Genomic DNA, 23,846 nt, shown 5'->3' on the forward strand with positions numbered 1-23,846 from the left:
CCTGATTATGAAACATTCTTTAACTTGGGTTTAGTAATAGTATCGATAAAATCCCCATACCACTGCAACATCTCCCTACGCTGCTCCAGATACTGTGCATGGTTGTATGTGCCACGAATAGTGTTCTTATCCACATGCGCTAGCTGTAACTCAATCCATGCTGTGTTGAAGCCCTGTTCATGCAGGATAGTACTCATCGTGTGCCGGAAACCGTGCCCTGTAGCCTTCCCATGATACCCAATCCTTTTCAGTACCTGATTGATGCTCGCTTCACTCATTGGTTTAGTGATGTCGTTACGGCCTGGGAAAACCAGGTTGTAACGACCTGTCACAGCTTGGATCTCTCGCAGTGCTGACACAACTTGAGCAGATAGGGGCACCAGGTGAGGTCGACGCATCTTCATCCTTTCTACCGGTACTTCCCAAACCCGCTTATCAAAATCAAACTCTTTCCATTCGGCCTGACGAAGTTCGACAGTGCGAACCCCGGTCAACATCAGTATTCGAGTAGCCAGTCGGGTTATCGGGCTGCCAGAATACGCAGCGAGAGCCTGCAAGAAATCCGGGAGTTGATCAGCTAACAAATGAGGGTAATGGGTAGACTTAGGCGCAGTCAGCGCGCTAGCTAGTTCCGAAGCTGGGTTAGTTTCAGCTCTGCCGGTGACGATGGCATAGCGAAATACCTGATTGCATGCCTGCCGGATTTTACGCAGTTTATCGAGCACACCTCGCTTTTCGAGTTTACGTAGCGAGCTGAGCACTTCGAGCGGTTTGATCTCAGCAATGGGACGCTTACCAATATCAGGGAAAATATCGTTCTCGAACGCTTCCATCAGATCTTCTGCATAGCCTTTCGACCAGTTAGGCCGTTTGTACTCATGCCATTCCAGCGCGATAGCCTTGAAGGTATTTTCCACATTGGCCTTTTGAGCCAATTTTTCAGCTTTCTTCTCTTCTCCTGGATCTCCGCCTAAAGCGATCACTTTACGAGCTTCTTCTCGCTTCAAACGAGCATCAGCCAGAGAGATATCAGGGTAAACACCAATTGAGAGCTTTTTCTCTTTACCCAAAATACGATACTTCAAACGCCAGTACCTCGCACCGTTAGGCTTTACTAACAGATAGAGGCCACCGCCATCAGTGAGTTTGTATTCTTTTTCTTTGGGTTTTGCAGTATCAATCTGTCGTGCATTTAGTGGCATATGGGGCCTCTAATTTCCATTGAACGAGATGAGCCCCCTCAAAGGCCCCCAGATACCACTTGATTTAGGTATAACTGAGTTGACTTCGATAGAACTCGGGACAGAAAAATCCAGTTATTTCAGGGAGTATAAAGGAGAAAAAGCGAATTCAGTAGAGGTGTGTTGACTTGAAAATGGTACGCCCTACAGGGCTCGAACCTGTGACCTACGGCTTAGAAGGCCGTTGCTCTATCCAACTGAGCTAAGGGCGCATTTGATATTTACCGCAGCATAGAACGCTGCCGGTAGTCAGTTGCGGGTTGGATTATACGGGCAGTCGCTTTTGAGTCAATGGGTTTTCGCCTTATGGTTTATCAACTGGCTATTTAATCGTTAATTAATCGTTATTATACGCCTGACAGCACGCCCCGCTTCTGACAAAATAGGCGGATTCCCGCTTTTTTAATTGATGGACCCTTCCACTGATGTCAGCGAAAATTATAGATGGTAAAACGATTGCGCAGCAGGTACGAAACGAAGTAGCTGCGTTGGTACAGAAACGTTTAGCCGCGGGTAAACGTGCTCCCGGCCTTGCTGTTGTGTTGGTAGGTGAAAATCCAGCTTCACAAATTTATGTCGCCAGTAAACGTAAGGCATGCGAAGAAGTGGGTTTTGTTTCCCGTTCTTATGACCTGCCGATGACCACCACGGAAGCCGAGCTGTTAGCCTTAATTGATTCACTGAATAACGATAGTGAAATCGATGGGATTCTGGTGCAACTACCACTGCCCGCGGGGATTGATAATGTCAAAGTCCTGGAACACATTCATCCAGATAAAGACGTCGATGGTTTCCATCCTTACAACGTGGGTCGTTTGTGTCAGCGCGCACCTAAACTGCGTCCTTGCACCCCACGCGGTATAGTGACGCTGCTGGAGCGTTACGACATCCCGACTTACGGTCTGAACGCTGTTGTCGTGGGAGCATCCAATATTGTTGGTCGCCCGATGAGCCTTGAGCTATTGCTGGCTGGCTGCACCACTACCGTCACGCATCGTTTCACTAAAAATCTGCGCCAGCATGTCGAAAATGCGGATTTATTGGTGGTCGCCGTCGGTAAACCCGGTTTTATTCCCGGTGAGTGGATTAAACCCGGCGCAATCGTGATTGATGTCGGCATTAACCGCCTTGAAAGTGGTAAAGTAGTCGGCGATGTAGAATTTGATGTCGCTGTTGAGCGTGCGGGTTGGATTACACCGGTTCCCGGTGGCGTCGGGCCGATGACCGTTGCAACACTGATACAAAATACCTTGCAAGCCTGTGAGGAATATCACGACATCAACGAAAATAGAGTGAAAGGACAGTAATGGACATTTTTCATTTGGAAAAACACCCGCACGTCGAACTGTGTGACTTATTAAAGTTGCAAGGTTGGAACGATAGCGGTGCATCAGCAAAAGCCGCCATCGCTGATGGGCAGGTAAAAGTCGACGGGAATGTAGAAACGCGTAAGCGCTGCAAGATCCTGGCAGACCAAATTGTTGAGTTTCAAGGTATGAAAGTACAGGTTAAAGCCTAATAACCTCAGCAACGGCGAGTTTTAGCTGGTTATTGCAAAAAACTGTCGTTGTAGTAGTGAAAAGTACAAGATATAGGCAAAAAAATGCGGTTGCTGGCGAATACCAGAACCGCAATTTTTTTAATTTTCTACCTGTCAGACTTCAAGCTGCATGTGCCTGCCTGCAACTCGAATTATTTAGGCTAACAGCACCTAAACTACCTGTTACTTACGACGCCAGGTCGTCCCTTGCGGGCCATCTTCCAGCACAATACCCAATTCATTCAATTGATCACGAGCAGAGTCTGCCAGCGCCCAATCTTTGCTGCTGCGGGCATCGTTGCGCTGCTTGATAAGCGCTTCGATTTTTGCCACTTCATCGTCGTCCGTCTGCGCACCACTTTGCAAAAACAGTTCTGGATCTTGTTCCAATAATCCCAGCACATGCGCCAGTTTACGCAACTCTGCGGCTAACGCATTTGCCGCGGCCATATCTTCAGTTTTAAGGCGATTCACTTCGCGCGCGATATCAAACAGCACCGAGTAGGCTTCTGGAGTATTGAAATCATCATCCATTGCCGCACGGAAACGCGCTTCAAACTCAGCGCCACCCGCCGGCGTTGCATTCTCGTCAGTGCCGCGCAGCGCAGTATATAAACGCTCTAATGAAGCACGCGCTTGCTTGAGGTTTTCTTCGCTGTAATTAAGCTGGCTACGATAGTGACCAGACATCAGGAAATAGCGCACAGTTTCCGCATCGTAATACGCCAGCACATCACGGATAGTGAAGAAGTTGTTCAATGATTTCGACATTTTTTCTTTGTCGATCATCACCATACCGGAATGCATCCAGTAATTAACATATGGGCCATCATGGGCACAGGTAGATTGTGCAATCTCATTTTCATGGTGCGGGAACATCAAATCAGAGCCACCACCGTGAATATCGAAATGCGCACCGAGCTGCTTACCGTTCATTGCAGAACATTCAATATGCCAGCCTGGGCGGCCCGGCCCCCAAGGTGATTCCCAACTAGGTTCACCCGGTTTGGACATTTTCCACAGCACGAAATCCATCGGATTACGTTTAACATCAGCCACTTCAACACGCGCACCTGCCTGCAACTGATCCAAGTCCTGGCGCGATAACACACCGTAATCCGGATCACTTTCAACAGAGAACATAACATCCCCATTGGCAGCCACATAAGCATGGTTGCGGGCGATCAAACGCTCGGTTAGCTCAATAATCTCTGGGATGTGATGAGTAGCACGTGGCTCTAAATCTGGGCGTTGAAGGTTCAATGCATCAAAATCTTTATGCATTTCAGCCAACATGCGCGTGGTCAATTGCTCACAAGTTTCATTGTTTTCAATGGCGCGTTTGATAATTTTGTCGTCAACGTCTGTCACGTTGCGGACATATGTCAGAGAGTAACCTAAATAACGTAAATAACGCGCAACGACGTCGAAAGCGACAAAAGTACGCCCATGCCCAATGTGACACAGGTCATAAATGGTGATCCCGCATACGTACATGCCAATTTTACCGGCATGAATAGGCTTGAATTCCTCTTTTTGGCGACTCAGTGTATTAAAAATCTTTAGCATCGGGACATTCCGTGGTTTTTGTTTTTGCGAAACGCATGGTTTAAAAAGATATCATCAGATTATGCGGCAAATCAGCTCATGATACAGCACTTTTTCGCCTATCCTGGCGGCGTTTCGAGTGCTGACTCAATCCCGCAGATATGATATAAGAGCCGTCTAAAGAGTCACGACTCATTTGTGAATACACTTATTACACTAGCAGGAACATTATTATGGTCACTTTTCATACTAATCACGGCGATATCGTCATCAACACCTTCGCGGATAAAGCGCCGGTTACCGTTGAAAACTTCCTGAACTACTGCCGTAAAGGTTTCTATGATAACACTATCTTCCACCGTGTTATCGATGGTTTCATGATTCAGGGCGGGGGTTTTGAGCCGGGCATGAACCAGAAAACGACTGATGCTCCAATCAAGAACGAAGCCAACAACGGTCTGAAAAATACCCGTGGCACTCTGGCAATGGCGCGTACCAACGATCCACACTCTGCCACTGCTCAGTTCTTTATTAACGTTGCAGACAATGACTTCCTGAACTTCCGTTCAGAACGCCCGGATGGTTGGGGTTACTGTGTATTTGCTGAAGTGACTGAAGGCCTGGACGTGGTTGATAAAATCAAAAACGTGGCTACCGGTCGCAGTGGTATGCATCAAGATGTACCAAAAGAAGATGTGATTATTCAAAGCGTTACTGTAAGCGAGTAATAACGGCTTAATGAGCACGCTTTTTATTGCAGATTTGCATCTTAGCGTTCAGGAACCGGCAATCACTGCCGGTTTTCTGCATTTTATCCAGCGTGAAGCGATTCATGCTGACGCGTTATATATCCTAGGCGATTTATTCGAGTCCTGGATTGGCGATGATGATCCCGAACCGCTGTATCGGCAAATCGCTGCTGCGTTAAAATCACTCCAACAACACGGCGTGCCTTGCTACTTTATTCACGGCAATCGCGATTTTCTACTCGGCAAACGCTTTGCTTTTGAAAGTGGCATGACTTTGCTACCGGAAGAAAAAGTAGTTGATTTATATGGCCGTAAAATCGTTATTTTACATGGTGATACCCTATGTACTGATGATGCTGACTATCAGCATTTTCGCCGTCGAGTACACAACCCAGTGATCCAGAAATTATTCTTATGGCTACCGCTGCACTTTCGGTTGCGCATTGCTGCTTATATGCGCAATCAAAGCCAACAAAATAATAGCGGCAAATCGCAACTGATTATGGATGTGAATCCACACGCGGTAGTTGAGACTTTCGAGCGGAATAATGTCAGTTGGATGATTCATGGGCATACCCATCGCCCTGCTGTTCATACTGTTGAATTAGCATCGACAACCGCACACCGGGTGGTTTTGGGTGCCTGGCATGTTGAAGGCTCAATGGTTAAAGTCACGGCCGATAAGGTTGAATTGATTAAATTCCCGTTTTAGCCTTCACGTTTTACTTCATGAACCACGATAAAAAACTAATAAAACCCGCTAAAAGCAGCTACGCAACCGTTTTCCTTGCCTGTGGCTCATGATATGCTCTACGCCCTCTTCGCCAGTCACGATTTATAGAAAATCGCTCTGGCCGACGCTTGCGCAATCACAGGAGCTTTACACTCATGGGAGCTAACCTCGATTCGGCTTATCCAGCCGGGGTTAAAATCGCTATCGTAATGGGGTCCAAGAGTGACTGGGCCACCATGCAGTTCGCCGCCGACGTGCTCACCACGCTCAATGTCCCGTTTCATGTCGAAGTTGTTTCCGCGCACCGAACCCCTGACAAACTGTTCAGTTTTGCCGAACAAGCCGATGCCAATGGCTTACATGTCATTATTGCAGGTGCGGGCGGCGCAGCTCACTTACCGGGTATGCTGGCAGCCAAAACACTGGTGCCCGTCCTCGGTGTGCCGGTACAAAGTGCTGCATTAAGTGGTGTCGATAGCCTGTATTCCATCGTGCAGATGCCGCGCGGTATTCCGGTGGGGACACTGGCAATCGGTAAAGCGGGTGCAGCGAATGCGGCCTTGTTGGCGGCTCAAATACTGGCGCTGCATGATACTGAATTGGCTGCACGTTTAGCTGATTGGCGTACCAGCCAAACCGACGAAGTGTTAGATAATCCAGATCCGCGGGTGCCAGCATGAAACCTGTTTGCGTATTAGGAAATGGTCAGTTAGGGCGCATGCTACGTCAGGCCGGCGAGCCGCTAGGTATTGCCGTGTATCCGGTGGGTTTAGATGCCGAGCCAGAAGCCGTACCCTATCAAAATAGTGTGATTACCGCCGAAATTGAGCGCTGGCCGGAAACAGCTTTAACCCGTGAACTCGCCACCCACACGGCTTTCGTTAACCGCGATATTTTTCCTCAGCTGGCTGATCGTCTGACACAAAAGCAATTGCTCGATAGCCTGAATTTGGCGACCGCTCCCTGGCAATTATTGGCAAGCGCCAGCGAATGGCCGCACATTTTTGCCACGCTGGGTGAATTAGCCATCGTAAAACGTCGGGTTGGCGGTTATGACGGCCGAGGTCAGTGGCGTTTACGCACTGGTGAACAAGAGAGTTTACCCGCCGATGCTTACGGCGAATGTATTGTCGAGCAGGGTATTAACTTTTCTGGCGAGGTTTCACTGGTCGGTGCGCGCAGCCATCAAGGCAAATCGGTCTTTTATCCACTCACCCATAATCTGCATGAAGATGGCATCCTGCGCATGAGTGTGGCTTTGCCACAACCCAATAGCAAACTACAGCAGCAAGCAGAAAAAATGCTGTCTGCCATTATGGATAAGCTGAATTATGTTGGTGTGATGGCGATGGAATGCTTTATCGTCGGCGACAGTTTGTTGATCAATGAGCTGGCACCACGGGTACATAATAGTGGGCATTGGACACAAAATGGCGCATCTATCAGCCAGTTTGAGCTGCATCTGCGCGCTATTTTGGATTTGCCGCTACCAACGCCGGTGGTCAATACTCCGTCGGCGATGGTCAATCTGATTGGTACGCCAGTGAATACCGAGTGGCTGTCACTGCCCTTGGTGCATCTGCATTGGTATGAAAAAGAAGTGCGCGAAGGCCGCAAAGTGGGTCATTTGAATTTAAATGATCCCGATGGTGCGGCATTAAGCACCGCCCTGGCGGCACTGGCCCCGCTGTTACCAGCGGAATACCAAAACGCCCTGCGCTGGGCGCAAGCCAAGTTATAATTAAATCAAAGCATAAATAAGTCACGGTACTAGCCGTGACTTGAAACTACTGACAAAATCAAATGAAGGGGAAACGTGCCGTTGGGGCCGTAATGGCGTAAGCCATCGGAGCGCCCCGAGGTACGGTCACCCCTTCACTCACCAATGCTAAATCTAATAACTGCGGAACAGCGCCCGCCCCCGCAATAATCTAGCCCCTAACCAACCACCACACAGTGACAGCAACAAGGCCGCTGCCAGTGGCAATAACCACCACATGACCCAGTTTGGCTGCCACGGGAAATCAAACACTAACCGTTGTAATGCCCAAAGTGCGGCTTCGGCACCAATAGCTGCTGCCAGCCCCGCCACCAGCCCCAGTAACGCAAACTCCCACCACAATGTGCCTCGCAGTAAGCGTTTACTTGCGCCAAGTGTCCGGTAAACCACCAGTTCCTGACGGCGCTGGCGCATACCGACTTGCACTTGCGCTAATAGCAGTAAGGTGCCACAGATAATCACCAATACCACCATCACTTCCAGCGCTCGGCTGACCTGTTGCAGCACTTGCCCGACCTGTTTCAACATCGCCCCGATATCCAGCAAGCTGAGAGTCGGGAACTGACGGTTCAATTGCGTCAAAACCTCCCCGTCACCGTGATAACGGAAGCTGGTCAGCCAGGTTTGTGGTTGCCCATCCAGAGCGCCCGGCGGGAAAATAAAGTAAAAATTAGGGCGCAGACTTTCCCAGTCCACCTGACGAACACTGCTCACCGTGGCACCAAATGACTGCGTATCGCCACTGAATATCAGTTTATCGCCGATTTTAATACCCAATCTGTCAGCAATCCCCTGTTCTATCGATACCTCATCCGCCTTGGGCGGCCATTGGCCTGCGGTCAAAATATTGTGCGCCGGTAAATCCTGCTGCCAGGTCAGATTCAGCTCCCGATTAACCGCCTCACCGCCGGGTGCATCTTCTGCGACTCGCTCAGTCGCCAGTTGCTGATTAATCTCACTCAAACGCACTCGGACAATCGGATAGAAAGTCGACGGCGTTATCTGATGCTGAGTGAGAAACTCCGTGACTTGCGGCACCTGTTGCGACGTCATATTCAGCAAAAAGTAATTCGGGCTATCTGGTGGCAACTGTTGTTGCCAGCGATCCAAAAGATCCCCGCGCAGCACCAATAACAGCGCCAACAGCATAAATGAAAGAGAGAATGCGGCCAGTTGGGTCAAGGTCATCCAAGGTTGGCGCAGTAAGCGGTTAATAGCCAGCCGCAATGACAGGCGAGTGACCGTCAGGCGGCGTAACAGTAATAAACCGCCCCATCCGACCACACCTAGCAGCAACGCCAATACCACCATCCCCCCGAGGATCGCCCATAGCAGCGTATTCCCTCCCATCAGTAAGGCTAATAGCCCTACCACAATGACGATCATCACCGGAATAAAGTAGCGCAGCGGCCAGACATTAGCGGAGACATCACGGCGCAGTACTCGCAGTGGTTGAGTCGCCAGCAGTTGCCGGTATGGGCGAATACCCACCAGCAGAGAAATCAATATCAGCGATCCCATTGACCATACCCATGGCCATACACCAGCTGCCGGTAATGCGGCGGGTAATACCGGGGATAACAAACGAACTAATATTTTCTCGAACAATAAACCAATGACACTGCCGCACAGCCCTGCCAATACTAAAACCGAGAGCCATTGGCCGATAATCAACCGCCGCAACGCACTGCGCCCGGCACCTAATGTCTTTAGCACGGCCACCAGATCATAGCGACTGCGGCAATAATACCCCATCGCCACGGCAACAGCGGCAATAGAGAGCAATAACGTCAATAACGCCGATAACAGCAAGAACTGCTGTGCGCGCTGTAGGGATTTCCCCAGCGCACCGCCCGACTCTTGCAAACCATACCAGCGCTGATCCGGTTTCAATTGCGGCGTCAGCCAGTCACTAAACTGAGTGATAGCCTCCGTTGGGCCTGCAAACATATAGTGATAGCTCAACCGGCTACCCGGTTGTATTGCACCGGTTTTTTCCACGTCGGCCAGATTGATTAAAATTCGCGGCGCGGTCTGGAAGGGGTTAAAACCCGAATCAGGTTCTTGCAGCACTTCGCCAATGATTTTCAGCGAAGTATCACCAACTTCCAATGTGTCGCCGACTTTAACGCCGAGCAGCGCCAACAACCGCGGGGCCGCCAGCGCGCTTCCCGGCTCAAGTTTGACATCTGCGGGTAAAGTTTCCAGCTTGCCATACAGTGGATAAGCTAAATCTGTGGCTTTTACATCTGCCAGTTGTGGACGATCACCAGCAAAAGTCATGGTCATAAATGAAAGCTGGCGGCTGACAGACAACCCCTGCTGTTTCGCCTCCAATAACCACTCTTCCGGGGCTGGATGAGACGTTTTCAGCACCCGATCACCCGCCAGAAAATCACGACTTTGCTGACTGAGCCCTTTTTCCATGCGATCGCTGATAGTCCCTAGCGCCAGTACACAAGCGACAGCCAGAGTTAATGCCAACCAGACAATCAGCAGTGAGGGTGAGCGCCATTCACGCCAAAACCAGCGCCAAATCATGCTTCCTCCCACAATTTACCGTCTTGTAGCCGCAGCCGACGCTGGCAACGGCCAGCCAGTTGCACATCATGGGTTACCAGTATCAGCGTGGTGTCATAGTCGCGATTAAGAGAAAAAAGTAAGTCGGCAATACGGTCACCGGTATGGCGGTCAAGATTGCCGGTTGGTTCATCAGCAAATAACACTTTTGGCCGACCACTAAAGGCCCGGGCCAGTGCCACTCGTTGCTGCTCACCGCCGGAGAGTTGGGCAGGAAGGTGGTGAAGGCGCTTCTCAAGGCCCACCAGTTTTAATAGCTCAATGGCATGCACTTTACTCTCGCGCTCACTTTCACCACGTAACAGTGCCGGAAGCTGCACATTTTCTAATGTATTAAGTGTCGGCACCAACATAAATGATTGGAAAACAAAACCGACATTTTTTGCCCGCAGTTGCGCGCGCCCTTCTTCATCCATGGCAGTCAAAGAGTGGCCGAGTAAACTCACCTCACCGCTACTGCCATCATCGAGGCCCGCCAGAATTCCCAGCAAAGTTGATTTACCTGAACCTGACTCACCAATCAGCGCAATTGTCTGAGCGGGTTTGACAACCAGCTCAACTCCGGTAAGGATGGAGAGCTGTTGCTCACCCTGACCGACGTGTTTATTAAGATGATGAACTTCAAGAACGTTTTCCGCTGGCATCTTCCCTTCCTATTACTATTGGGATTATTCAGTTTGCGTGCCGCCGCAACCGATACACTTTTGATTCTCGGCGACAGTTTAAGCGCCGGTTACCGCCTACCCATTGCCGAAGCCTGGCCTTCACGGCTGGATAAAACATGGCAGGCCACCCCATCATTACCCAAGGTGGTTAACGCCAGTATCAGTGGCGATACGGCGGCACAGGGCTTAGCCCGTCTGCCTGCCTTGCTGAAACAACATCAGCCCCGCTGGGTACTGATTGAATTAGGTGCCAATGACGGCCTGCGCGGTTTCCCACCGCAGGATATTCAACGGGATCTCACGCAGGTTATCAATCTGATAAAAGAGGCAAAAGCGCAACCTTTATTGATGCAAATCCGCATTCCACCTAACTACGGCCGCCGTTATACTGATGCCTTCAGTGCGATGTATCCACAACTGGCACAGCAATTTAATATTCCGCTGGTGCCGTTCTTTATGGAACAGGTTGCCGTAAAGCCTGAGTGGATGCAGGATGATGGCTTACATCCTAACGCCTTGGCGCAACCTTTCATCGCCGATTGGATGGCGCAACAACTTAAACCGTTAGTCACTAATAAGCCTTAGTTAACCACTTGTTTAGATAAATAGAACCACTCACCAGGTAAAGTTATGCAAAAAACAGTATTAATTACCGGTTGTTCCAGCGGCATTGGCCTGGTTGCAGCGCAAGACTTGAAAAACCGGGGCTATCGCGTCCTCGCCGCCTGCCGTAAGCCCGATGATGTGGCGAAGATGACACTGTTGGGTCTGGAAGGTATTGAACTGGATTTGGATGACAGTGCCAGTGTCGAACGCGCGGCGGCACAAGTTATTGAGCTGACTGGCGGGCGCTTGTATGGTTTGTTTAATAATGGTGGTTTTGGCCTGTACGGCCCATTACAGACAATTTCGCGCCAGCAGTTGGAAAAACAATTTTCCACCAATCTGTTTGGCACCCATCAATTGACGCAGCTTTTACTGCCCGCCATGCTACCTCATGGTGAAGGGCGCATTATTCAAACCAGTTCAGTGATGGGCTTGGTTTCAACTGCCGGCCGTGGTGCCTATGCCGCCAGTAAATATGCGTTAGAAGCCTGGTCGGATGCATTACGAATGGAACTGCATGACAGCGGAATTCATGTCAGTTTGATTGAGCCAGGCCCGATAAGTACCCATTTCACACAAAATGTGAATCAGGCCCAAGTTGATAAGCCGGTGAGTAACCCCGGTATTGCGCAGCGTTTTACACTGCCACCAGAAGCGATTTTGCCGAAATTGCGTCACGCGCTGGAAAGCCCGCGCCCGCAATTGCGCTATCCGGTCACTTTAGTGGCCCATGCATTGACAATACTGCGCCGCATATTACCGGGCCGGATGCTAGATAAAGTTCTGCGTGGCAATTCTTGATAATAGCGATGAGGGTTGAAGCAACATAATTAGCCCCAATTAACTGCTATACCCTAAATAATTCGAGTGGCAGGAAGGCGGCAAGCGAATGACAAATTGGTTATAAACCATTTTGAACAGCGCTTGCGCTGGCTCGCAGAGTGGGTCTCTAAGAGACTCATAATCCCGATGAGTTGACACCAGTCAATGATTCGGGTGAATAAGAGCAGCCAACACACATGCAGCTTGAAGTATGACGGGTATAAAACGGATGAGAGAAATAATTCATGTTATCACCTACAACGATTGATATTACCGAAGCGAACCTACACCAAACCTTAGAACAGTCCATGACTGTACCGGTGCTGTTCTATTTTTGGTCTGAACGCAGCCAGCACTGTCTGCAACTCACTCCAGTGCTGGATAAACTGGCCGCTGAGTATGCAGGCCAATTCATTCTGGCTCGAGTCGATTGCGATGCACAGCAGATGGTGGCTTCACAATTTGGTTTGCGCTCAATTCCGGCCGTTTATCTGTTTAAAGACGGACAGCCGGTTGATGGCTTCCAAGGGCCACAACCAGAAGAAGTTATCCGCGAATTATTGCAACGGGTATTGCCAAAACCTGAAGAGTTGAAAGCAGTTGAAGCAGCACAGTTGATGAGCGAAGGTAAGGTACAAGAAGCACTGCCTTTGCTGAAAGATGCCTGGCAGTTGATGCAGCAAAACCATAACCCGCAAACCAGTGACATTGCGTTGCAACTGGCCGAAGCTCAAATTCAGCTCAACCGCAGCGAAGATGCCGAAAGCGTATTGGCGACCATACCACTGCAGGATCGTGATAGCCGTTATCAGGGACTGATCGCGCAAATCGAGTTGCTCAAACAAGCCGCTGATACACCAGAAATCCAGCAACTCCAACAACAAGTCGCAGAACAACCGGATAACGTCGAACTGGCGGTTCAGCTAGCACTGCAACTGCATCAGGTAGGCCGTAACGAAGAGGCGCTAGAGTTGTTGCTAGGCCACTTGAAGCAAGATCTGGCCGCCGCAAACGGCACTGCGCGTAAGACATTAATGGATATTTTGGCCGCATTAGGCACTGGCGATGCGCTGGCGGCTAAATACCGCCGTCAGCTTTATGCATTGCTGTACTAACAGGCACTTTTAACGATCATTTTTCGCCCTACCTGTTACCATTATTTGCTACTGCGCGGGGCCAACCCGCGCTGTTTTATTCTGCCCCAACCTGACTTTCTCTCATTTACACGCTTTTACCTGCCTTTCGTTAGGCATTTAGCGCCCCGTCACGTAATATTAAGAAACAAAAATCATTGCTGACAGGAAGTTAAATATGTTTACGGTTATCCCTGTTCTTATCGTTGTAGCTCTGATTGTGGTCTTTTCCTCAATCAAAATCGTCCCACAAGGTTTCCAATGGACAGTCGAGCGTTTTGGCCGTTATACCAAAACACTGATGCCAGGCCTGAATATCGTTGTGCCATTTATGGATCGTATTGGTCGTAAAATCAATATGATGGAACAGGTTCTGGATATTCCATCCCAAGAAATCATTTCCCGCGACAACGCCAATGTGGCGATTGATGCCGTCTGCTTTATTCAGGTTATTGACCCGGTGAAAGCCGCATATGAAGTCAGTAATTTGGAACTGGCTATTGTCAACCTGACCATGACCAACTTCCGTACTGTTTTGGGTTCTATGGAACTGGATGAAATGTTGTCCCAACGCGACAACATCAACAGCCGCCTGCTGCATATCGTCGATGAAGCCACCAACCCGTGGGGCATTAAAATTACCCGTATTGAAATCCGTGATGTGCGTCCACCGACTGAACTTATTTCTGCGATGAATGCCCAGATGAAGGCTGAACGTACTAAACGTGCTGATATTCTGGAAGCCGAAGGGGTTCGTCAGGCAGCTATTCTGCGTGCTGAAGGTGAGAAACAATCACAAATTCTGAAAGCCGAAGGTGAACGTCAGTCGGCATTCTTGCAAGCAGAAGCTCGTGAACGTGCGGCAGAAGCGGAAGCTCAGGCAACCAAAATGGTTTCTGAAGCTATTGCTGCCGGTGATATTCAAGCCATTAACTACTTTGTGGCACAGAAATATACCGATGCCCTACAACACATTGGTTCGGCCAATAATAGCAAAGTCATTATGATGCCACTGGAAGCCAGCAACCTGATGGGTGCTATTGGTGGTATTGCAGAGCTGATTGGTGAGAGTAAAAACAGCCGGGGTAAATAACCATGCTGGAGGAAATTGCAGCAAATCCAAACTGGTTTTGGCTATCACTCGGCGGTCTATTACTGGCAGCCGAGATGCTAGGGGCCAGTGGTTATATGCTGTGGAGCGGCGTTGCAGCCGTGGTGGTCGGTATTCTGGTATGGCTTTTTCCCTTTAGCTGGGAGATGCAAGGCGTACTGTTTGCTGTTTTAACAGTCGTATCAGCCATCTTGTGGTGGTATTGGCTCAGTAAGCGTATCAAGCCACAACCCGCGATGTTGAATCAACGTAATCATCAATTGCTGGGAACGCGGGCCACCCTGACGGAACCGACAGTTGATGGTTACGGCCGCATGAAAGTAGGTGATAGCAGTTGGCGCATTTATAGCGCTAATGAGCTAAGTGTCGGCACCGAAGTTGAAGTCATTTTAGTGGAAGGCAATACCTTGCACGTCAGGGCTGTCCATCACTAACACATTGAAAAGGCGTATTTATCTGGATACGCCTTTCGCAGAACATTAGCCAACTTTTTGTTTCTCACTCCCGTGACAACACCCCGCCAGGTTATTGATAATCGGACAATCTGCACCGTCATCCCCAGGGCACTCGTCTGCCAAAGCCAATAAACGTAATCGCATCTGACTAAGATCATTAATATGTTTCTCGATTTCCGCTACCTTTTGCAACGTTGCAGCTTTCACATCCGCACTGTGACGAGCGGGGTCATGAAACAATGCCAGCAGCTCACGGCATTCATCTAATGTAAAACCGACCTGCCGTGCCTGACGCAACAATGTTAACTCTTCGATATGTTTGGCGCTGTAGCTTCGATAACCATTATCCGTGCGGATAGGCGGTGTCACCAGTTTCTTTTCTTCGTAAAAACGAATGGCCTTACTGGTTAAACCGGTTTTTTTTGCAACATCGCTAATATTCATTCTTCCCCCTTGACCTTCCCCTTGCTGTAAGGTTTAACCTCTATAATTAGTGAAAGGAAGGATGTCAGTCAAGCGGAATAAAACCTGTACAGATCAAAGTTCGTTATTGCCCTAAATAAGCGATATGACTGGGAATACCGACTAAACTTATCCCGACAAATTTATGGATAGGTTCCTACTCGATAAGGAGTCAACTATGTTGCAAACCACAGTGCTGGCCTTACACGGCCTCTCCTGTATGAATTGTGCCAAACGCGTAAAAACGGCATTAGAAAGCCGTGAAGATGTTCATCATGCAGAAGTGAATGTTCACTATGCCAAGGTGACAGGCGAAGCCGAAACCACAACACTGATTGATACGGTTAAACAAGCGGGGTATCAGGCAGAAGAAGCTCAAACTCCTGATATTGAATTACAGCTCTCAGGCTTGAGTTGTGGGCACTGTACCGAATCTACGCGCAAAGCGCTGGAAGCCGTTCCCGGTGTGATTGCAGCAGATGTCTCCCTCGATAGTGCCAAAGTGTATGGCAAAGTTGAGGCACAAACGTTAATTGATGCGGTGGAGCAAGCAGGCTATCACGCCACACTGCCGGGGGCGCAATCCCCAAAAACTGAGCCGCTGACTCACTCAGCCCCATCTTCGCCGGAATATCAGGCAGCGGCCTCTTCAACCATTCCGGCAGCGCCAAATGACATTAAAAATACGCAACCTGACCAGCCGATAGCAGAACCTGCTGACAATGATAGTGTTCAGCTGTTACTGACCGGGATGAGCTGTGCCAGTTGTGTATCTAAAGTACAACATGCGCTAGAAAGCGTTGATGGTGTTGAGGTCGCACGAGTCAATCTGGCGGAGCGCAGTGCATTAGTCACCGGTCACCCTAGCAATGAGGCACTGATTGCGGCGGTCAAAAATGCCGGTTATGGTGCTGAAATTATTGAAGATGAAGCAGAGCGACGCGAGCGCCAACAGCAAATGTCGCAAGCCAGTATGAAGCGTTTTCAGTGGCAAGCGGCACTGGGGCTGTTATTGGGTATCCCATTGATGGGATGGGGGTTATTTGGCGGTAGTATGACACTAACCCCTGAGACTCAAACGCCCTGGCTGATAGTTGGGATAATCACCCTGCTGGTGATGATATTTGCCGGTGGGCATTTTTATCGTAATGCCTGGGTCAGCCTAAAAAATGGCAGTGCTACCATGGATACCCTGGTAGCACTAGGTACGGGCGCGGCGTGGATCTACTCCATCACGGTGAATATCTGGCCGGATGTTTTCCCGATGGAAGCCCGCCATCTTTATTATGAAGCCAGTGCCATGATTATCGGTCTGATTAACCTTGGTCATGCGATGGAACAACGCGCCAGACAGCGTTCTTCCAATGCGCTGGAGCGCTTGTTGGATTTGGCACCGCCGACTGCGCGGCTGGTCACCGATGAAGGTGAAAAACTCATCCCATTGGCCGATGTACAGTTGGGTATGACCTTGCGTTTAACCACCGGTGACCGTGTGCCGGTTGATGGTGAGATTGTACAAGGCGAGGTGTGGATGGATGAAGCCATGTTGACTGGCGAACCTATCCCACAACAAAAGTCCACCGGTGATGTTGTCCATGCCGGGACACAAGTACAGGATGGCACGGTGCTGTTTCGCGCCAATGCTATCGGCAGCCAAACGACATTAGCGCGAATCATTAAGCTGGTGCGTCAGGCCCAAAGCAGTAAACCAGAGATTGGTAAGCTGGCCGATAGGATCTCCGCGGTATTTGTGCCAACGGTGGTCGCCATTGCCGTTATTGCTGGGCTGATTTGGTATTTCTTCGGCCCGCAACCGCAATTGGTCTATACCCTGGTGGTCGCCACAACAGTGCTGATTATCGCCTGCCCTTGTGCGCTTGGGCTGGCAACGCCGATGTCAATCATCTCGGGTGTAGGTCGGGCGGCTGAATTTGGGGTATTAGTACGTGATGCTGATGCGTTGCAGCAGGCCAGTAATCTCGACACCTTGGTGTTCGACAAAACCGGCACTCTGACCGAAGGGCATCCGCAAGTGGTCGCCATTCATACCTTTAATGGGGTCAGTGAGCAACAAGCGTTGGAATGGGCTGCCGCGTTAGAAACCGGCTCGAATCACCCACTGGCACGCGCTATTTTGCAACGCGCCGAGGGGCTGACTCTGGCAACGGTCAACCAATTCCGCACATTACGTGGTTTAGGTGTTAGTGGCGAGGTTGATGGCGTAGCGCTGTTGCTGGGGAATAACCGCCTGCTGGAAGAGCAACAGATTGATACCAGTGAGCTGCAATCATTGATGCAGCAACAAGCTGAAAGTGGTGCAACACCGGTTATTCTGACGGCACAAGGTAAGCCTGCGGCACTGCTATCAATACGCGACCCGCTGCGCAGTGACAGTATCAGCGCGCTGCAACGCTTGCATCAGCTCGGATACAATCTGGTGATGTTAACCGGTGATAACCCTATTACCGCCAATGCCATAGCCAAAGAAGCAGGTATTGATCAGGTGATCGCCGGTGTCCTGCCTGATGGCAAAGCTGAAGCTATCAAACAACTACAAGCTGCCGGGCATAAAGTGGCCATGATTGGTGATGGTATCAATGATGCACCGGCACTGGCGCAAGCTGATGTCGGGATTGCTATGGGGGGCGGCAGTGATATTGCGATTGAAACTGCGGCTATTACCTTGATGCGCCATAGCCTGCATGGGGTTGCAGATGCTGTTGAGCTTTCCAAAGCAACATTGCGCAATATGAAGCAAAACCTGCTGGGCGCATTTTTCTACAATGCGCTGGGGATCCCGATTGCGGCGGGTATTCTGTTCCCGTTCACCGGCACATTACTCAGCCCGGTAGTTGCGGGTGCGGCTATGGCACTCTCCTCTATTACCGTTGTCAGTAACGCCAACCGCTTATTGCGTTTTAAACCTAAACAATAAAAACTCAGTGGCGCACAACACTTTCTTGTGCGCCACTAAGCGTTTAGGATACAGAAAACGCTAAAAGAGAAGCACATAGGCATGGGTCAATTATTACGCCGCATCGCAAAATTTTTAGGGGTTGGTGCTCCAGCTACTTACTCCTACCCCGCTTTAGATGTCACCTTAGCCGGTGAACGCCACTTGCATCTGGTCGGCAGCATCCATATGGGAACTGAAGGTATGTTTCCCCTCCCTCACGAATTGCTGAATAAATTGAATCAGGCTGATGCGCTGATAGTAGAAGCGGATATCACTGACGCAACCTCTCCGTTTGGTAACGAAAATCTGGCCGATCCGTTGATTGACCGATTATCTGAAGAGCACTACCAACAATTGTTGCAACGCTGCGAAGAACTCGGTCACGATCCGCAGTCCATGGCCTTTCTGCCCGCATGGCAAGCCGCATTGATGCTTCAGGCTCGTCAGGCCCAACGTTTGGGATTACGCGGCGAATACGGCATCGATTATCAATTACTGAAAGCGGCCGCAGCGCAGAAGAAAACCATTATTGAGCTGGAAGGCGCACAAATGCAGCTCGATTTACTGGAAACGCTGCCCGACAACGGCATGTCTTTACTGCTCGATACCTTAACTCACTGGCACACCAACGCTCGCCTGTTGCAAACCATGATTGGCTGGTGGTTGGAACATCATCCGGCCAATGACCTATCCACTCTGGCTCCTACCTTTAGTCAGGGGTTGTACGACGTACTGATGATACAGCGCAATAAACGCTGGCAGCAGCAGCTTGAACAACTGCCAGCCGGCCACTATGTGGTCGCGGTTGGTGCATTACATTTATATGGCGAAGGGAATCTCCCTGAACTCTTGCAGCCCGACCATCGGTAAAAAATACAAAAAAATGGCCGATATCGCTATCGGCCAGTCAAAGAGGAATTTTCATTATTTTAGTTATTAAGCCCTCACATTCCTTGCGGAAAATATGAGCAGCCAGTACAGGGTAGCAACCTGACGATTAGATTAGCAACTAACATTCATCATATATCGTATCGCGTCGGATCATTGTGCTGATTTTATTAGTTTAATTTTTAGTCCGGCGACAAAAATTAGGTGTAGGATATTCCAACTGAATAAATTTTCATTTTAAATTGGACGTTTATTATGACACCTGCAGTCGTTTTGCTGGAAAAACAAAAAGTTCCTTTCACATTACACCCCTATCACCATGACGCCACAGAAACCAATTTCGGTGATGAAGCGGTTAAAAAACTGGGCCTTAATGCTGACCAAGTTTATAAAACATTGCTGGTTGCGTTAAATGGCGATGCCAAAAATCTGGCGGTTGCCGTCACGCCGGTGGCCACCCAACTTGATCTTAAGAAAGTGGCGCGTGCATTGGGGGCAAAAAAAGCCGAAATGGCAGATCCACAATTGGCGCAGCGCAGCACCGGCTATTTAGTCGGCGGCATCAGTCCATTGGGGCAGAAAAAACGCTTACCTACTGTGATTGATAGCCCTGCTCAAGACTATGCCACCATATTTGTTTCCGGCGGTAAAAGAGGGTTAGATATTGAATTGGCAGCAACAGACCTATGCCGTTTATTGCAGGGTACCTTTGCTGATATCGCCAAGCGGGATTAAGTCATCACAAATATGAAAGGGCTAGAAATAGCCCTTTCAAAGAAAATTAAATTATTGTCTAAAAAGTTCTTTTACGCTAAATAAACCTTTATCATCGTGATTCATTTTAATTGAGGAATATAACACTATTGGTTTTTTTAAATTTTCTCCTTGCAAAGCCGGCTTATGCATGGTGCCAAGATCACAGAAAGGCACCTCCCATAGCGGCAATTTAGCACACCGTATGAAACAAGTAGGTTGGTGGAAACAAGCCAGTGCACTCGCGACAGGCAGTGCAGCGAGCATTGCAATAATTACTTTATGAAAGCGCATAGTGAGCCTCCTGAACCTAATATCCAACAAATAACAAGTAATTTACTTACCATCTTTGGCTTAGCCCCAGTGATATTATCTCACTTAGGTAAAGTATATTTTATGAACGAAAATATAAACAATACATCAACAAAAAATAATTTTTAGCTTAACACATCTTGGTTTTTATATATTACAAATGAAAATGAGAATTATATAATAGGAGCCACTGGTTATAGTGGCTCCTTATCTAATTGGTTACTTATAAACAATCTCGCCTTTCGGCTGATATTGACTGGCATCCAGTGGTGAGTGCTTTTCAATATACTGTTTCAGCACTTCTGCATCGATAAAACCGGTATTTACATAGCTCGGTAAAGTATCAATCTTCGGATAACCATCACCGCCTAATGCGTTGAAATTCAAGGTTGCCAGACGATAGGTTTTATTCGGATCTAACGGTTTGCCTTGTATTTTTACGTCACTGACCCCCTTGCCATCAGCGACTAAGCTAACATTGGCAAATTGTGCGTAAGCACCTGAATCGACTTTTTTATTGGCCACAACCGTCAAATACTTCTCAACTTCGCTGCCTTTCATATCGGCATAAACCAGGGTGTTACCAAATGGCTGAACCTTAAGAACATCTTTATATGTGATATCACCCGCATCTATAGAGTCACGAACCCCACCGCCACTCATCACCGCAAAATCAGCACCCGCACGTTCCATTTGTGCCGCCAATAGCAACCGCGCCAGATTGGTTTGCTCGAAACGCACTTTGCTGCGATCCCCCTCCAACTTGCCATTCACACTCCCCACTTTGATATCCAGCTGCGCTTTGCCCTGTTGTTCAAATGGTGTCAGCAGTTTTAGCATTGACGGATCTTGAGCAATCTCTTGCGTATAAAAGATGCGCTCACTGGTGCCATCAGCTTTCTCGACCTTTTTCTTTAAATTGACCGGGATTAACTGATAGTTTACTAACTTCAATTCACCATTACGGAATTTGAAGTCTGCCCGCCCCACATATTTACCCCATTCATGTGCTTGCACGATCCAAGTGCCATTCTGCCGATCAGGAGCACAAGGAGTGCCGGGCACATAATCAACTTGCTTATGATTCTCACTGACCATACAGACCGGATCTTGTGAGTGTCCACCCACAATCATATCCAGATAACCCGCCGGTAAGCTGCGTGCCATCTCGACATCACCCGGTGCATTCGATCCATGCTTGCCATCATCGTAATGGCCCATATGAGTCGCGGCGATGATAATGTCAGGCTTTTCAGTTTTTCTCAGTTGCTCGACAACTTGCTTTGCTTCTGTCGCAGGCACGCGGAATTCGATATCAGTGAAATATTCGGGATTACCGATCTTAGCAGTATCGTCGGTAGTTAAACCAATCACCGCAATTTTCACGCCTTGCTTATCAAACAGGGCATAAGGTTTGAATAATCGCTGTTGAGTGCTTTTCTGATAAATATTGGCAGATAATAGCGGGAAAGTGGCCCATTTCTCCTGTTGGCGCAACACACTGAGAGGATTATCAAATTCGTGGTTGCCGATAGCCATGGCATCATAACCGACCAAATTCATGCCGCGGAAATCAGGCTCGGCATCCTGTAGATCTGACTCTGGAACACCGGTATTAATATCCCCGCCGGAAAGCAGCAACAGGTTTCCCCCTTCTGCGGCAACTTGCTTACGAATGTCATCAACTAAAGTTTTCTGTGCCGCCAGGCCATATTCGCCGTGGTCATTTTGCCAGAAGTGGCCATGATGGTCATTGGTATGCAGTATGGTGATATCGTAAGTTTTATCTTTTTCCCAGGCGGCAGCCCATCCCGGTGCAAACGCCAGCGACACAGCCAAAGCACATGCTGTGGTCGATAATGAAAAACGCATCGCAAATCTCCATGTTATCGTTAAAACCAGTACGTTCAGTGCCAGTTTAATGAGTGAAAATGGGGTGACACATACCAATATCATGATAAATCAATATCATACTGTGACAGAGTTCGAATTGTAGTCTGATGATCTATAGATGAGTTTCATAATATTTGAATATATATCAAATTGTATCTGCTGTAGTAAAAATCATTCGATCTGAATAATATGTATCCATTACAAACATATTATTAACAGTGAAAATTATTAGGCGAATACTCACTATGACCGATCGCTCTGAGACTGGACTCCCCCCCTCCGTCAATACCACTGTCAAACGCACGTCCTTCTCTATATTGGGTGCTATCAGCGTATCTCACTTACTTAACGACATGATCCAGTCGCTGATTCTGGCGATTTATCCGTTATTACAAGCCGAGTTTTCGTTAAGTTTTGCGCAGATTGGATTAATCACACTCACTTATCAGCTTACCGCCTCATTATTACAGCCGCTGATTGGCCTCTATACCGATAAGCATCCGCAACCCTATTCTTTGCCGATTGGCATGGGTTTTACCTTATCGGGCATTTTGCTGCTCGCTGTCGCCACCACTTTCCCGGTGGTTTTACTGGCGGCAGCATTGGTCGGAACCGGTTCTTCCGTCTTCCACCCAGAATCGTCCCGAGTAGCTCGTATGGCATCCGGTGGCCGCCACGGTATGGCTCAGTCTATTTTTCAGGTAGGAGGCAACTTCGGCAGCGCTCTGGGGCCATTACTAGCCGCAATCCTTATCGCACCTTACGGTAAAGGCAATGTAGGTTGGTTTTCACTCGCGGCACTGCTGGCTATTGTGGTGCTGTTGCAGGTCAGTAAATGGTATCAGCAACAACAGAGAGCAACACATGGCAAAATCGTAAAAGTTTCATTGGCCAAAAAACTGCCTAAAAAGACGGTTATTAGCGCATTAGTTATCTTGATGGTACTGATATTCTCTAAATACTTCTATTTGACCAGTATCAGCAGCTATTACACCTTTTATCTGATGCATAAGTTCGGTGTTTCGGTACAAAATGCCCAAATACATTTGTTTGTGTTCTTATTTGCCGTTGCCGCAGGCACCATCATTGGCGGGCCTCTTGGCGATAGGATAGGTCGAAAGTATGTTATTTGGGGGTCAATATTGGGCGTTGCGCCATTTACCCTTATTTTACCCTACGTTTCTTTGTATTGGACGGGGGTTTTAACCGTGATCATTGGCCTTATCCTTGCATCTGCCTTCTCGGCAATACTGGTGTATGCACAAGAGCTTATTCCGGGAAAAGTGGGCATGGTATCCGGTCTATTCTTCGGTTTTGCTTTCGGTATGGGGGGATTAGGTGCGGCTGTACTAGGGTATGTTGCTGATTTAACCAGTATTGAATTGGTTTATCAAATATGTGCATTCTTACCCTTACTGGGGGTAATTACGGTCTTCTTGCCCAATATAGAAGATAAGTAATAGCAATAACCTTATAATCCCGACTGAGATATTTGTTTCAGCCGGGAGATTTCCCTGCGTAATAGAGATAGAAACAGCAAATCCATCATAAACAACCATTTCAAACAATTTCCATGCCAAAGCTGACTTTTATCGATAAAAAATGAATTTTTATCGCGC

The 23,846-nt window shown here is 48.6% G+C and carries 22 protein-coding genes and 1 tRNA gene; 15 read left to right on the forward strand and 8 right to left on the reverse strand.

What is annotated here, in order from left to right; all coding sequences use genetic code 11:
* Positions 1-5: 5 nt before the first annotated feature.
* A complete protein-coding gene (locus FTB31_RS14775; RefSeq protein ID WP_145576302.1) occupies positions 6-1,202 on the reverse strand; it encodes a tyrosine-type recombinase/integrase in 1,197 nt (398 codons plus the stop codon).
* 174 nt (positions 1,203-1,376) lie between these two features.
* Positions 1,377-1,453, reverse strand: a tRNA-Arg gene (locus FTB31_RS14780).
* A 213-nt stretch (positions 1,454-1,666) separates the two neighbouring features.
* Between FTB31_RS14780 and folD the strand changes: the two genes are divergently transcribed.
* Both folD and ybcJ read left to right on the forward strand, forming a co-directional pair.
* Positions 1,667-2,548, forward strand: coding sequence for a bifunctional methylenetetrahydrofolate dehydrogenase/methenyltetrahydrofolate cyclohydrolase FolD (gene folD, locus FTB31_RS14785; RefSeq protein WP_011816853.1), 882 nt, complete (start codon positions 1,667-1,669; stop codon positions 2,546-2,548).
* Positions 2,548-2,760 carry a ribosome-associated protein YbcJ gene (gene ybcJ / locus FTB31_RS14790; RefSeq protein WP_004390634.1) on the forward strand — a complete coding sequence of 71 codons (213 nt, stop codon included), beginning with the start codon at positions 2,548-2,550 and terminating at the stop codon, positions 2,758-2,760. Before folD ends, ybcJ begins: the two co-directional genes overlap by 1 nt.
* 204 nt (positions 2,761-2,964) lie before the next feature.
* Here the strand turns inward: ybcJ and cysS are convergent, their stop codons facing one another.
* Positions 2,965-4,350, reverse strand: a complete 1,386-nt coding sequence (gene cysS, locus FTB31_RS14795; RefSeq protein WP_019081248.1) for a cysteine--tRNA ligase — start codon at positions 4,348-4,350, stop codon at positions 2,965-2,967.
* Between the two features lie 212 nt (positions 4,351-4,562).
* Between cysS and ppiB the strand changes: the two genes are divergently transcribed.
* The 4 genes from ppiB (at position 4,563) to purK (ending at position 7,552) form a co-directional block, all read left to right on the forward strand.
* A complete protein-coding gene (gene ppiB / locus FTB31_RS14800) occupies positions 4,563-5,057 on the forward strand; it encodes a peptidylprolyl isomerase B (RefSeq protein ID WP_005158275.1) in 495 nt (164 codons plus the stop codon).
* A 10-nt stretch (positions 5,058-5,067) separates the two neighbouring features.
* Complete coding sequence (locus tag FTB31_RS14805) at positions 5,068-5,790, forward strand: UDP-2,3-diacylglucosamine diphosphatase (protein WP_077174502.1); 723 nt, start codon at positions 5,068-5,070, stop codon at positions 5,788-5,790.
* 176 nt (positions 5,791-5,966) lie between these two features.
* Positions 5,967-6,491 carry a 5-(carboxyamino)imidazole ribonucleotide mutase gene (purE, locus tag FTB31_RS14810; RefSeq protein ID WP_050077396.1) on the forward strand — a complete coding sequence of 175 codons (525 nt, stop codon included), beginning with the start codon at positions 5,967-5,969 and terminating at the stop codon, positions 6,489-6,491.
* On the forward strand, positions 6,488-7,552 hold the full coding sequence (purK, locus tag FTB31_RS14815) for a 5-(carboxyamino)imidazole ribonucleotide synthase (protein ID WP_077293549.1): 1,065 nt from the start codon (positions 6,488-6,490) through the stop codon (positions 7,550-7,552). The genes purE and purK overlap by 4 nt, the downstream gene beginning before the upstream one ends.
* Before the next feature lie 153 nt (positions 7,553-7,705).
* Here purK and ybbP read toward each other — a convergent pair whose 3' ends face one another.
* Together ybbP and ybbA are read right to left on the reverse strand one after the other, a co-directional pair.
* On the reverse strand, positions 7,706-10,132 hold the full coding sequence (gene ybbP, locus FTB31_RS14820) for a putative ABC transporter permease subunit YbbP (protein ID WP_227731513.1): 2,427 nt from the start codon (positions 10,130-10,132) through the stop codon (positions 7,706-7,708).
* Positions 10,129-10,815, reverse strand: a complete 687-nt coding sequence (gene ybbA, locus FTB31_RS14825; RefSeq protein ID WP_019081253.1) for a putative ABC transporter ATP-binding protein YbbA — start codon at positions 10,813-10,815, stop codon at positions 10,129-10,131. The genes ybbP and ybbA overlap by 4 nt, the downstream gene beginning before the upstream one ends.
* Between ybbA and tesA the strand changes: the two genes are divergently transcribed.
* The 5 genes from tesA to FTB31_RS14850 all read left to right on the forward strand — a co-directional run bounded on the left by tesA (position 10,786) and on the right by FTB31_RS14850 (position 14,942).
* Entirely contained in the window at positions 10,786-11,421 is a 636-nt protein-coding gene (tesA, locus tag FTB31_RS14830) for a multifunctional acyl-CoA thioesterase I/protease I/lysophospholipase L1 (protein WP_050077393.1), read from the forward strand. The two genes, ybbA and tesA, sit on opposite strands and share 30 nt — an antisense overlap.
* 45 nt (positions 11,422-11,466) lie before the next feature.
* The gene (locus FTB31_RS14835) at positions 11,467-12,243 is read left to right on the forward strand and encodes an SDR family oxidoreductase (protein WP_077174504.1); all 777 of its coding nucleotides are present in this window, start codon (positions 11,467-11,469) and stop codon (positions 12,241-12,243) included.
* Positions 12,244-12,509: 266 nt separating this feature from the next.
* Positions 12,510-13,379 (forward strand): co-chaperone YbbN, encoded by an 870-nt coding sequence (locus FTB31_RS14840; RefSeq protein ID WP_050077391.1) that lies wholly within the window; start codon positions 12,510-12,512, stop codon positions 13,377-13,379.
* Between the two features lie 196 nt (positions 13,380-13,575).
* Entirely contained in the window at positions 13,576-14,490 is a 915-nt protein-coding gene (locus tag FTB31_RS14845; protein ID WP_005158246.1) for an SPFH domain-containing protein, read from the forward strand.
* A 2-nt stretch (positions 14,491-14,492) separates the two neighbouring features.
* A complete protein-coding gene (locus tag FTB31_RS14850; RefSeq protein WP_005167770.1) occupies positions 14,493-14,942 on the forward strand; it encodes an NfeD family protein in 450 nt (149 codons plus the stop codon).
* 45 nt (positions 14,943-14,987) lie between these two features.
* Here FTB31_RS14850 and cueR read toward each other — a convergent pair whose 3' ends face one another.
* Complete coding sequence (gene cueR / locus FTB31_RS14855; protein ID WP_227721746.1) at positions 14,988-15,407, reverse strand: Cu(I)-responsive transcriptional regulator; 420 nt, start codon at positions 15,405-15,407, stop codon at positions 14,988-14,990.
* A gap of 196 nt (positions 15,408-15,603) precedes the next feature.
* Here cueR and copA point away from each other — a divergent pair, with 196 nt between their 5' ends.
* The 3 genes from copA to ybaK all read left to right on the forward strand — a co-directional run bounded on the left by copA (position 15,604) and on the right by ybaK (position 20,004).
* Positions 15,604-18,360: a copper-exporting P-type ATPase CopA gene (copA, locus tag FTB31_RS14860; RefSeq protein ID WP_077174505.1), complete on the forward strand. Its 2,757-nt coding sequence runs from the start codon at positions 15,604-15,606 to the stop codon at positions 18,358-18,360.
* Positions 18,361-18,441: 81 nt separating this feature from the next.
* Positions 18,442-19,251, forward strand: a complete 810-nt coding sequence (locus FTB31_RS14865) for a TraB/GumN family protein (RefSeq protein ID WP_077174506.1) — start codon at positions 18,442-18,444, stop codon at positions 19,249-19,251.
* Between the two features lie 273 nt (positions 19,252-19,524).
* On the forward strand, positions 19,525-20,004 hold the full coding sequence (gene ybaK, locus FTB31_RS14870; RefSeq protein WP_005158233.1) for a Cys-tRNA(Pro)/Cys-tRNA(Cys) deacylase YbaK: 480 nt from the start codon (positions 19,525-19,527) through the stop codon (positions 20,002-20,004).
* A gap of 51 nt (positions 20,005-20,055) precedes the next feature.
* On the opposite strand, the gene FTB31_RS14875 is transcribed toward ybaK, so the two are convergent.
* Complete coding sequence (locus tag FTB31_RS14875) at positions 20,056-20,316, reverse strand: hypothetical protein (protein ID WP_077174507.1); 261 nt, start codon at positions 20,314-20,316, stop codon at positions 20,056-20,058.
* 237 nt (positions 20,317-20,553) lie between these two features.
* Positions 20,554-22,206: a bifunctional UDP-sugar hydrolase/5'-nucleotidase UshA gene (gene ushA, locus FTB31_RS14880; protein WP_077293558.1), complete on the reverse strand. Its 1,653-nt coding sequence runs from the start codon at positions 22,204-22,206 to the stop codon at positions 20,554-20,556.
* 266 nt (positions 22,207-22,472) lie between these two features.
* Here ushA and FTB31_RS14885 point away from each other — a divergent pair, with 266 nt between their 5' ends.
* A complete protein-coding gene (locus tag FTB31_RS14885) occupies positions 22,473-23,687 on the forward strand; it encodes an MFS transporter (RefSeq protein ID WP_077174509.1) in 1,215 nt (404 codons plus the stop codon).
* The last annotated feature ends 159 nt before the right edge of the window (positions 23,688-23,846 follow it).

Source organism: Yersinia proxima, from assembly GCF_902170785.1.
Taxonomy (GTDB): Bacteria; Pseudomonadota; Gammaproteobacteria; order Enterobacterales; family Enterobacteriaceae; genus Yersinia; species Yersinia proxima.

What these genes read in the sequence shown, in the direction of transcription:
- ybcJ (WP_004390634.1), top strand. Translation starts at nt 2,548, where the DNA reads ATGGACATTTTTCATTTGGAAAAACACCCGCACGTCGAACTGTGTGAC.
- cysS (WP_019081248.1), bottom strand. Translation starts at nt 4,350, where the DNA reads ATGCTAAAGATTTTTAATACACTGAGTCGCCAAAAAGAGGAATTCAAG.
- FTB31_RS14835 (WP_077174504.1), top strand. Translation starts at nt 11,467, where the DNA reads ATGCAAAAAACAGTATTAATTACCGGTTGTTCCAGCGGCATTGGCCTG.
- ushA (WP_077293558.1), bottom strand. Translation starts at nt 22,206, where the DNA reads ATGCGTTTTTCATTATCGACCACAGCATGTGCTTTGGCTGTGTCGCTG.
- FTB31_RS14840 (WP_050077391.1), top strand. Translation starts at nt 12,510, where the DNA reads ATGTTATCACCTACAACGATTGATATTACCGAAGCGAACCTACACCAA.
- purE (WP_050077396.1), top strand. Translation starts at nt 5,967, where the DNA reads ATGGGAGCTAACCTCGATTCGGCTTATCCAGCCGGGGTTAAAATCGCT.
- FTB31_RS14875 (WP_077174507.1), bottom strand. Translation starts at nt 20,316, where the DNA reads ATGCGCTTTCATAAAGTAATTATTGCAATGCTCGCTGCACTGCCTGTC.
- FTB31_RS14845 (WP_005158246.1), top strand. Translation starts at nt 13,576, where the DNA reads ATGTTTACGGTTATCCCTGTTCTTATCGTTGTAGCTCTGATTGTGGTC.
- copA (WP_077174505.1), top strand. Translation starts at nt 15,604, where the DNA reads ATGTTGCAAACCACAGTGCTGGCCTTACACGGCCTCTCCTGTATGAAT.
- ppiB (WP_005158275.1), top strand. Translation starts at nt 4,563, where the DNA reads ATGGTCACTTTTCATACTAATCACGGCGATATCGTCATCAACACCTTC.
- FTB31_RS14850 (WP_005167770.1), top strand. Translation starts at nt 14,493, where the DNA reads ATGCTGGAGGAAATTGCAGCAAATCCAAACTGGTTTTGGCTATCACTC.
- ybaK (WP_005158233.1), top strand. Translation starts at nt 19,525, where the DNA reads ATGACACCTGCAGTCGTTTTGCTGGAAAAACAAAAAGTTCCTTTCACA.
- purK (WP_077293549.1), top strand. Translation starts at nt 6,488, where the DNA reads ATGAAACCTGTTTGCGTATTAGGAAATGGTCAGTTAGGGCGCATGCTA.
- FTB31_RS14775 (WP_145576302.1), bottom strand. Translation starts at nt 1,202, where the DNA reads ATGCCACTAAATGCACGACAGATTGATACTGCAAAACCCAAAGAAAAA.
- tesA (WP_050077393.1), top strand. Translation starts at nt 10,786, where the DNA reads ATGAACTTCAAGAACGTTTTCCGCTGGCATCTTCCCTTCCTATTACTA.
- FTB31_RS14865 (WP_077174506.1), top strand. Translation starts at nt 18,442, where the DNA reads ATGGGTCAATTATTACGCCGCATCGCAAAATTTTTAGGGGTTGGTGCT.
- FTB31_RS14805 (WP_077174502.1), top strand. Translation starts at nt 5,068, where the DNA reads ATGAGCACGCTTTTTATTGCAGATTTGCATCTTAGCGTTCAGGAACCG.
- ybbP (WP_227731513.1), bottom strand. Translation starts at nt 10,132, where the DNA reads ATGATTTGGCGCTGGTTTTGGCGTGAATGGCGCTCACCCTCACTGCTG.
- cueR (WP_227721746.1), bottom strand. Translation starts at nt 15,407, where the DNA reads ATGAATATTAGCGATGTTGCAAAAAAAACCGGTTTAACCAGTAAGGCC.
- folD (WP_011816853.1), top strand. Translation starts at nt 1,667, where the DNA reads ATGTCAGCGAAAATTATAGATGGTAAAACGATTGCGCAGCAGGTACGA.
- ybbA (WP_019081253.1), bottom strand. Translation starts at nt 10,815, where the DNA reads ATGCCAGCGGAAAACGTTCTTGAAGTTCATCATCTTAATAAACACGTC.
- FTB31_RS14885 (WP_077174509.1), top strand. Translation starts at nt 22,473, where the DNA reads ATGACCGATCGCTCTGAGACTGGACTCCCCCCCTCCGTCAATACCACT.